This window comes from Streptomyces sp. IBSBF 2435 (assembly GCF_036815005.1).
Taxonomy (GTDB): domain Bacteria; phylum Actinomycetota; class Actinomycetes; order Streptomycetales; family Streptomycetaceae; genus Actinacidiphila.
This window is the reverse complement of sequence record NZ_JAJSYW010000405.1, coordinates 1-515: the sequence shown is the minus strand read 5'-3', so window position 1 is coordinate 515 and position 515 is coordinate 1. Positions and strand designations below refer to the sequence as shown.

Below are 515 nucleotides of genomic sequence, written 5' to 3'. Positions count from 1 at the left end.
CGACCTGATCCCAGCAAGAGCCCCACCCATGACAACTCCAACGACCGACTTGCCCACCCGTCACGGCAAACACCGTTGCAGTACTAGGCGCGCCGCGACCTCGCGGTGCCGGGCGTCCGGGTGGTCGCCGTGCCGCAGGTCGGCGTGCACGACCTCGTCAGCGCCCGCCGGGCCGCGGCCGAAGTCCACGGTCTCCAGGGCGCCCAGTTCGGCGTGGCTGAGGCCGAGTCCGACGGTGGTGTCGGGTCCCAGCCCGTCGGCGGGCGCCAGCGCGATCAGGCCGCGCCGCGCGCCGACCAGGGTGGACCCGGCCCGCAGCATCTCACGCAGCGTGTCGTCGAGCAGTGCCGTACGGGCGAGCCGTTCGGTCAGGTCGTGCAGCAGGGACAGGTCGCAGACCCAGGACGCGAGGCGGTCCTGCACGGCCGGTGCATGCTCGGGTGAGCCGCGTTCCGGCAGCGTGGAAACCGACACGGCGTGGCTGAGGCCGAGTCCGACGGTGGTGTCGGGTCCCA

General features: G+C 72.8%; 1 pseudogene. It reads right to left on the bottom strand.

Going from position 1 to position 515, the window contains the following annotated elements:
* Window positions 1-60: 60 nt before the first annotated feature.
* Window positions 61-515, bottom strand: a pseudogene (locus V7E46_RS34060) (phosphatase); the annotation flags it as partial.